General features: G+C 40.1%; 8 protein-coding genes. 6 read left to right on the forward strand and 2 right to left on the reverse strand.

Going from position 1 to position 9,070, the window contains the following annotated elements:
* The first annotated feature begins 450 nt into the window (after positions 1–450).
* From IIC38_18775 to IIC38_18795, 5 genes are all read left to right on the forward strand, one after another.
* Positions 451–975, forward strand: a complete 525-nt coding sequence (locus IIC38_18775) for a hypothetical protein (GenBank protein MCH8127970.1) — start codon at positions 451–453, stop codon at positions 973–975.
* A gap of 243 nt (positions 976–1,218) precedes the next feature.
* Entirely contained in the window at positions 1,219–2,757 is a 1,539-nt protein-coding gene (locus IIC38_18780; GenBank protein ID MCH8127971.1) for a M20/M25/M40 family metallo-hydrolase, read from the forward strand.
* Between the two features lie 172 nt (positions 2,758–2,929).
* A complete protein-coding gene (locus tag IIC38_18785) occupies positions 2,930–3,364 on the forward strand; it encodes a putative toxin-antitoxin system toxin component, PIN family (protein ID MCH8127972.1) in 435 nt (144 codons plus the stop codon).
* Positions 3,357–3,617, forward strand: a complete 261-nt coding sequence (locus tag IIC38_18790; GenBank protein ID MCH8127973.1) for a toxin-antitoxin system HicB family antitoxin — start codon at positions 3,357–3,359, stop codon at positions 3,615–3,617. Before IIC38_18785 ends, IIC38_18790 begins: the two co-directional genes overlap by 8 nt.
* A gap of 512 nt (positions 3,618–4,129) precedes the next feature.
* Positions 4,130–4,507: a VOC family protein gene (locus IIC38_18795; GenBank protein MCH8127974.1), complete on the forward strand. Its 378-nt coding sequence runs from the start codon at positions 4,130–4,132 to the stop codon at positions 4,505–4,507.
* Positions 4,508–5,254: 747 nt separating this feature from the next.
* Here IIC38_18795 and IIC38_18800 read toward each other — a convergent pair.
* Positions 5,255–5,746: a hypothetical protein gene (locus IIC38_18800; GenBank protein ID MCH8127975.1), complete on the reverse strand. Its 492-nt coding sequence runs from the start codon at positions 5,744–5,746 to the stop codon at positions 5,255–5,257.
* 363 nt (positions 5,747–6,109) lie between these two features.
* Between IIC38_18800 and IIC38_18805 the strand changes: the two genes are divergently transcribed.
* Positions 6,110–6,805, forward strand: coding sequence for an inorganic diphosphatase (locus IIC38_18805; GenBank protein MCH8127976.1), 696 nt, complete (start codon positions 6,110–6,112; stop codon positions 6,803–6,805).
* A 330-nt stretch (positions 6,806–7,135) separates the two neighbouring features.
* On the opposite strand, the gene IIC38_18810 is transcribed toward IIC38_18805, so the two are convergent.
* On the reverse strand, positions 7,136–9,070 hold a 1,935-nt coding region (locus tag IIC38_18810), incomplete at its 5' end, for an ABC transporter permease (protein MCH8127977.1).

Below are 9,070 nucleotides of genomic sequence, written 5' to 3' on the forward strand. Positions count from 1 at the left end.
ACGCAGGCTGTCGCAGAATGCGCAATATCATTAAAATGTCATTCTGAGCGCCAGCGAAGAATCTTGTTGGTACAGCCCTTAATAACTTGATTATACTAGAGTTACAACGAGTTTCAAACAAGATCCTTCACTCCGCTTCACTCCGCTTCGCTCCGTTCAGGATGACAATTCCAGGCTTTTTGCCTATTCTGCGACAGCCTGCGTAACGGGATCTTTGTTAACAAACAGTATCTTACGTTAAGTTTAAATAGATTCCTTCTAAATGACATTAGATGCTTGTTAATGTGCTTTCAGGAAGACTTTTCGTTTTCACACAATCTCGGTTTAGCTGGAATCTTTCTTGTTGAAATGTTGAGATTCGAATTAGCAATTGTTGAATAGACATCGTTTTAGAGATTATGTTTAGTTACAAGGTATAAGAAAGTCACTTTAAAATTATGAGGAATTGTTATGAATAAAATGATACTTATTTTTATCATTTTAATGCTTTTCTTTTGCTCTATCTCATACTGCCAAAACAAGGTCAAAAATCCCTGCGAAAGTTCAGCCAAACACAGGCAATTAGATTTTTGGGTTGGAGAATGGGATGTGTATAATCAGAAAAATAAGAAGGTAGGTACGAACAGTATCAAAAAAATCCAGGGTGGTTGCGCAATTCAGGAAAACTGGACAGGAAGTTCCGGATCAACAGGGACAAGCCTGAATTTGTATGAACCGGCTTCAGGCAAATGGGAACAACTATGGGTAGCGGCATCCGGATACATTATTTGGTATCGTGGTGAATTTAAAGACGGCGCCATGCGGTTGACTGAGGGTGAGAATATCCTGATGGATGGCAGCAAAGAAAAATCACGCATGACCTTAACTCCGACGACAGAAGGCAATGTGATCCAATTAATCGAACAATCCAAAGACGATGGAGAAACATGGTACGTCTGGTTTAAGGGTACTTATGTTCCGGCGACTAATAATTGAATCTGTTGATTTAATAGTAGCAAGGGATTTCAAGTCTATTTGTAAACTCATTTCGGAACGGGTTGATTGAAATTAAAAATGTCGATAGTTGTCATCCTGGAAGCTGCGTCCTGCGTCCTGAGCGAAGTCGAAGGGAAACTTGTTAAAAAACAGCTACTTACATAGGACTGAATAGGTACCTCCCCAACAACATAAATTGGGTATTTTATTGAAATTTTAGAAATTATTATTTGGAGCATGAACATGAAATCATTCAAACTTACTGCAGTGTTCATTTTGATATTCTTGACCGTACTATCGAGTCTTTCCTTCGGACAGAAGTTGGATCAAGCAAAGTTAAATGCCTTAGCTAAAAAGTACGGTGTCCAATCATTTGATTTGCTTCATGAATTCTTAAGTATTCCCAATGATGCCCACTTTGCCGATCATATTCAAAAAAATGTGCAATGGGTAGAAGCGGCGTTCCAAAAGAGAAATTTCGAAATCTCTGTTCTGCCAACTGGCGGCCCACCACTCTTGTTGGCCGAACGCCGAGTGGATGACAATAGCAAAACAGTCCTCATTTATTTGCAGATAGATGGACAGCCGGTAGACTCAAGTAAATGGTACCAGGAGAGTCCATACAAGCCCGTCCTCAAAGAGAAACAAGGGACGGAATGGCGGGAGATTTCCTGGCAGAAATTAAAAGGAGAAATCAATCCCGATTGGCGCGTGTTCGCCAGATCTGCTTCCGATGCCAAGGGTCCGGTTGTGGCGTTTTTGACAGCTCTCGACGCATTTGACGGCGAGGCGTTAATGCAGGTGTACAACATCAAAGTCATTATGGATTTTGAGGAAGAACAGGGTTCGCCGCATCTGCCGCCAGCTGTTGAACAACATAAAGCGAAACTCGCCGCCGATATGTTGATTATATTCGATGGGCCCCGGCATTTAACAAACAGGCCCACGCTTACATTTGGTGCCCGGGGAATTGCAACCATTACCTTGATTGTTTTTGGTCCAAGGGTACCGCAACACAGTGGGCATTACGGCAACTTTGTACCCAATCCGGCTATTCGTCTGGCGCAACTGCTGGGTTCCATGGAAGATGATGTCGGTCGTGTGGTTATACCCGGATTTTATGACGGCATAGAGTTAGACGAAAAGACTCGTGCAATTCTTGCCCGGGTGCCGGATGATGAAACGGATATCAAACGGAAGTTGGGTATTGCCACAACAGACCAGGTGGCGTCTACTTACCAGGAATCGCTGCAATATCCCTCGCTCAATATTCGGGGCATGGCTTCGGGATGGATTGGCGATAAAGTCCGGACCATCATTCCCGGCACAGCAACCGCAGAAATCGATGTGCGGCTAGTACCCGAAACCAAGGCGGAACGACTCATCGATCTCATCAAAAAGCATGTCCGGTCACGTGGCTACTATCTTATCGGTAACCGGGAACCGACCGAAGAAGAACGTATGCAACACGGAAAAATTGCGTCATTTGTTTCTAATATTTCCTATGGCGCTTTTCAAACGCCCTTTGATTCGGAAGTCGGGATTTGGCTAAATAAAGCGATGGTTCGTGCTTTTGGGCAGGAACCGGTACGGCATCGTACCAGTGGCGGATCTATTCCCATATCGCCTTTTGTCGTGACGTTGGGCGTACCTGCTGTTACCGTGCCGATTGTGAATCGGGATAATAATCAACACAGTCCAAACGAAAACCTGCGTATCGGTAACTACATTGAAGGCATAAAGACTTTCCTGGCCATTCTGACAGAGCCGTTTGAGATTTGAGACGTTAGTTGCAAAGTTGCAAAGGCACAAAGGCACAAAGGCACAAGGCATATGGCCACAGACATACACAGACTAATAAACATACCAATATTCAAAAAGATTTCCGAACATTTATATTGATTTTATCTATTTTAGAGTTGACAAATGTAGTTGCATATGCTATCATTATTTCATGGTCGTAACTATTGATACAAATGTTATTTTCTCCGCGTTCTATAGTAAAAAAGGTGCATCTTATTTCATATTAAGATTGGTTTTGGAAGAAAAGATAAAATTGGCTATCTCGATACAAACGTATTTTGAATATTATGATGTTCTCACAAGAAAGAAAAATTTGGCACAATTAAATTTAACGGTTAGTGAGATTGAGGATTTTTTAGATTTGCTGGCCTTGCTTTCTCAGAAACATGAAATATACTTCTTACTGCGTCCGAATTTGCCAGATGAAAAAGATAATATTTTTGTTGAATGTGCTTTTGCCAGCAATAGTGAATATCTGATTACAAGTAATATAAAAGATTTTAAGAAAAGTGAATTAGGTGGATTTAAATATAAACTTGTAACGCCATCAAGATTTTACAAATTATGGAGTGAGCAATATGAGTAATACACAAGTAGTGACTTTGCGTATGCCGAAAGAATTAAAACGTAGGCTTGACCGTGAAGCAAAATATCAAGGAGTTTCTTTAAATCAATTGGCAAATTATCTTGTGAATGTTCAATTGACACATTTGGAATCTGTTTCAATATTAGAATCGAGGATAGAAAACAAATCTATTCGATCCTTGAAACGTAAAGTAAAAAATATTATGGATAAAGTTCCGGAAAGAGAAGTTCCTGGTTGGGATTCAACTGGTTAACTCATGAAATAAAATACACCCCTAAATCCACCTCAAACAAGCTCAGAACATTGCCTCTCAAGAGAGGCCTTGGGGTGAAAAAAGGTTTGAATTTCTCAGCGTAGGTTCGTATTAGGATAGCGGCTTGGGGTATTATTTCAGTAAAAGCAAAAGAGGAGTAAATGTTGTGCTGCAATAAATCGCTTATCTTATTCTGCCTGATTTTATTCTCATTCCAATTTTCTTTTGCCTAAGAAAAAAATCCTACCCATGGCCTTATGGTGGGGAACCGGATGAAAGTCGATACTTTCCAGTGGCAATACGCTATCCTCCTGGAGAAAATTAAAAAGGGTTAGAAGCCATTCAAATATGGACTGAAGCCAAACAATACTATGAAGCTTCAAATATTAAAGCAGGTGTAAATGAAGCCAACAAAAAAATCAAATTATTGCAAACAAACTACCAGTCAGAATGACCAATCCTACAATTTAACAGAGCAACAATAATAATTAAAATTATGGAAGGGAAATAAAATGTCTGAATCACAAAATAAATCATGGACGCACTGGTTCGAAATTCCTGTGACGGATTTCGACAGGGCAAAAAAATTCTACGAGGAAATTTTTTTAATCGATCTCTTTGTGAATGATTTTGGCAGTTTCAAAATGGGAATTTTTCCGCATAAAGACGTAGGTTGTGCCATTATTTTTGGCGAATGGTACAAGCCCAGCAGCGATGGAACTTTGGTGTACCTGGATGCCAACCCTGATTTGCAAGAAACTCTAAATAGAATAGAAAGTGCAGGCGGCAAGATTACACAAGAGAAAAAGCAAATTTCCGAGGAGCATGGCTTTATGGCTGTCTTTATTGACAGTGAAGGAAACAGAATGGCTTTACATTCGATGGCATAAAAAAACACAAACGCCCAAAAAGCATAAAAAGACATAGGGTATATAAGGATTTCAAAGAGTTTAGTGCTTCTAACAAATACCTTGCGCTGATAAGAGAACATAGAAGTCGTAATACTTTTCGGTAAGAACTTAATACGAAGTTGAAAGGATGCCATTGCAAAACGATTTTTAACTTGGAAAATGGCTAGTCAAGCCAATAAGATAACCTACTTAGTAGTAATGGCTCCAGCGACCATTTTGGGCGGCTACATAAGGAATCGCCGAAAGGAAATAAGCAAGAAGGGGTAAAATGCAAAATAATTACCGAATAGAGAGTTTAGTTAATTTAATTAATTAGTGTCATTAGGCGACCGAAAAAGATCTTGCTCGATTAAAGTTTGTAGGCGCTCAATAATCCGAAACAAAACCAACGGGATTTAAGAAAGCAATATATTAACCTGCCGGAGAATTCTGTGGTGTATCGTGCACAAAGCGAATGCCTTGCTGTTTTAACACTTCAATAGGTACTGCAAGTTATTTGTTCGTAAATAATCATCGTTTACGATTCTCTTTCGTTATCGACACTGGTTTTTTGCAGGCCCTCTTTCCCATGCAGCAAAAGGTGCCATCGCGATGGCTGATCGGAATGGCAGGATAGCATTTTTCAGTGCGCACAACAAAGTCTAATTGATCGTGGTAAAATTCCCGGGCGGCGGCGTGATCGATTTATTCCTGACTTAAATGGAGGATAGTGTTTCTTCTCAACACTCAAACAACAAAATCAAACTTCACAGGATCCAACTGTGGTTTTTCTTTATTGCCGTTTTTGTCATAACCACTGGTCTCTTCGGATTTTTTCTGCGCCAGTTCAATTTGCGCTTCCATCTCCATCTTTGTGGCTTGGGCAGCAATGGCTCTATCTGCTCCGGAAGGATTTGCCGGTGCCAGGGCAGCGCTGCGGATCTGCTTCGCTTTTTGGACGGTAGCCTGGGGATCGTTCTTTACCGGCGAGGTGTCAATCTTGACTTCACCACCAACCGCATATCGTTGGCCATCGGGGCCTTTTACATATTGAAAGCTCGCGCCGCCCGTTGCATATTGGCCTGCCACGGCGAGGTGAGCCGCTTCGTGGGCCCTGACTTCCATATCCCGTTGCCTGAGCTTTTGTACTTCTTTTTGCTGCTCGGAATTGGGATTGTTGTTAAGTTTCTGGGTTTCTATCCCACATTTACTGCAAGGATTTATGCTTGAAATTGCCATCGATAAAAAATCTTTTTAATTTGCAAATTTATGAACTCCTTTGGGTTTTCGGCAGCAGGTGATTTTATCTTAAGAATAAATGTTTAATCTGGCCAAGTCATTAACCGCCAAGACGCGAAGGACGCAAAGGATAAAAAATAATATCTTATAATAATCTCTCATACATAGAGATTGAAACAGGTTTTATTATATGAACTAAATGTAACTGTTTGTTTCTTTGTGATCTTGGCGTCTTCGCGGTAAGAATTCATGAATAAATCAGTTTAATTGATTCACTATTAATTTAAAAACCCGCAAATTAACAATAGGTTTTACCGATATAGAATCAAGCGCCTCATCAATTTAAAATAAATTGGAATTTAAATGATTAACTATTTTCAAAGATCCATGCTCCATTTTTCCGGTCTGGTTGTAATTGTTTTTGTTTTTAATTTTAGCTGCAAAACAAATGAAGATTTTCAACCAAAAAATGATTCAGGTTCTTATGTTATAAAGGGTAAGAAAAATTATTTAAATGGTTATCCGGCAATCAATCCGGATGGTTCTGTAAACGTGGTCGTAGAGATTCCGGCAGGGTCCAGGGATAAATGGGAAGTTGCCAAGGATGAAGGCGATCTGAGGTGGGAATTTAGTGATGGCAAACCACGAGTCGTGAATTATTTGGCTTATCCCGGTAATTATGGCATGATCCCCCAAACCCTGCTTCCTAAAAATTTGGGCGGTGATGGCGACCCCTTGGATGTGATTATTTTGGGGTCTGCAATTTCCCGGGGTGATGTGGTAACCGCTAAAATTATCGGCGTGTTAAAATTATTGGACGATGGTGAACAAGATGACAAGCTCATTGCCGTTCGACCCATTGACCAGCTGGGAGCCGTTAATAATCTTTCCGAGCTAAAAAATAAATATCCCGGCATAACGGATATTCTTGAAACCTGGTTTACCCACTACAAAGGCAAAGGCCGCATACAATCCCTTGGCTTTGATGATGTGGATAAAGCCAAAGAAATCTTAAATGAAGCTGCAAAAGCTTATCAAATGGTGCTTTCATCCAAATAAAATAAAGTATGAAAAGAATTTAAACCGGAGATCGCTGAGTGCGCCGATAAAGTTGTAAATAATCTTAGTGTTCTCTGGGATCTTTTTGGTTAAATGGTTTTGTTTAGCTAATATATTTTGCCGCTCTCGGTTTGGGTCGTATGTATGATTTTGCGTTTTGGCATGAGTTAATGGGTTTTTCCAAAGCAAAATGACACACCCCTAAATCCCATTTCAATGATGAGTTTTCGGTGAGACACCAAATGGAAATAAATTTGTATTTTACTATGTCAACACTTTTTGCAATACTACATGTAAAAAATTAGCGCACTTTCCACTTTCGGCCCTAAATCACTCATACTTCAATGCATCTATAGGATTTGAAAGTGCAGCTTTAATCGCCTGGTATCCTATTGTGAACAAGGCCATCAACAAAGCTGCAACGCCACAAAGTATAAAAGACCATAATCCAATACTTATGTGGTAAGCAAAAGATTCCCTTAACCAAAGATCCATAGCTACATAAGCCAGCGGCCATGCAAAAAGATTGGCAAGGAGAATCAGTTTTAGAAATTCACTGGAAAGCATTGTAATAATATTGGGAATACTTGCGCCAGGCACTTTTCGGATACCGATTTCCTTCGTTCGTTGTTCAGCGGTGAAAGAGGCTAATGATAATAAGCCAAGACAGGCAATGAAGATCGTAAGAATCGTAAATTTTTCCAATAGTCCCGCAATAATTTCCTCAAATTGGTACTCGACTGCAAGGTCGACATCCAAAAAATAATGATAATGAGGATTGTTCGGATCGTAAATTTTCCACTGATCTTGCAAAAATGTATAGGCTTCTTTTTTTGTGCCAGGTTCGACACTCATATAGAATCGCCGTAGATATTTTGGGGTGAAATGAGCGATCAATGGCTTGATGGGTTGGTTTAAATTCTCAAAATTAAAATCCTTCACAACACCAATCACGATTCTTGATTTTGATCCGGAATCAGCGTTGAGCCATTCAATGGTTTTTCCTATAGGATTTTCCCAACCGAATTGTCTGGCAGCGGTTTCATTAATGATCACAGCATCTGTCGTATCAGAAGCAAAATCTGTAGAAAAATTCCGGCCGGCAACGAATTCGATTTTCAAAGTCGGAAAATAGTTATGGTCTACAGCAATATTTTTTAACATCATTCCATCTGTTTCATTGGTACCTTGCGGTAAAAAACGACCGGGCATGGCACCATCGCCTGGTTCATTTGAAGCTAAGAAAACACTATGGATTGTTGGATGTTGCAGCAGTTCATTTCTTATGGTTTGTTTCCTGTCGTAGGTACTGTTTTCAGGCTGGAAGAAATAAATAATGTTGTTTTTTTCAAACCCCAGATCCTTTGTTTTTAGATAATCGATCTGTTTAATCAACAAGAAATTCACAATAATCATTATGATTGCAATGCTGAATTGCGTAACCACAAGCGCTTTCCGCAGCTTCGAACCCTTGATCCCATCAGATAGGGCGCCTTTTAGGACTGTAATCGGTTTAAACCTGGAAAGGAAAAAAGCCGGGTAGCTTCCGGCAAGAATACCAACGAAGAGCGTGATTGCAAATATTGAAAATAAATAAAATTGATTGTCAAAATAATGAATGGCTATTTGTCTATCGCCGTCTGTTAAACTATTAAACCAGGGGACTGCAAATTCGACAAATACGATGGCAAAAAATAATGCGATGAACGATATGACTACCGATTCTGCCAGGAACTGGCGAATTAACTGCGGTCGGAAAGCGCCCATGACTTTTCTTAAACCGACTTCTTTGGCTCGATTGGCTGATCTGGCAGTAGTCATGTTCATAAAATTGATACAGGCGATTAAAAGAATAAACAGCGCCACAGCGACAAAAATATAAATATATACCGGCTCTAGTGTGTCACCCCACTCTCCGGATAGGTCATCGTTTAAATGTATATCTTTAAAAGCTTGCAATCGTGGTTGGTATCTACCTCGGTATTGCTCTTCAATGTATGTGTTGATAAAACTTGGGAAACGCGCTTCTACTGCTTCAGGTATAACATCCTCTTTAAAAAGAAAATATGCATGAATAGCATGGCTGCGCCAGTCGTCCAAATATTGATTATTGTCTGCTTCTAAAGAAGAAAATGATGCGAGGAAATTGAAGCGCATATAAGAATTGGGCGGCACGTTCTTCATGAGCCCGGTGATGAGGAAATCCTGTTTATTGTTGAAACGAATGGTTTGACCAACGGGGTCCTGGTCGGGAAAATACTTGGC

The sequence above is a fragment of the candidate division KSB1 bacterium genome (assembly GCA_022566355.1).
Taxonomy (GTDB): domain Bacteria; phylum Zhuqueibacterota; class JdFR-76; order JdFR-76; family DREG01; genus JADFJB01.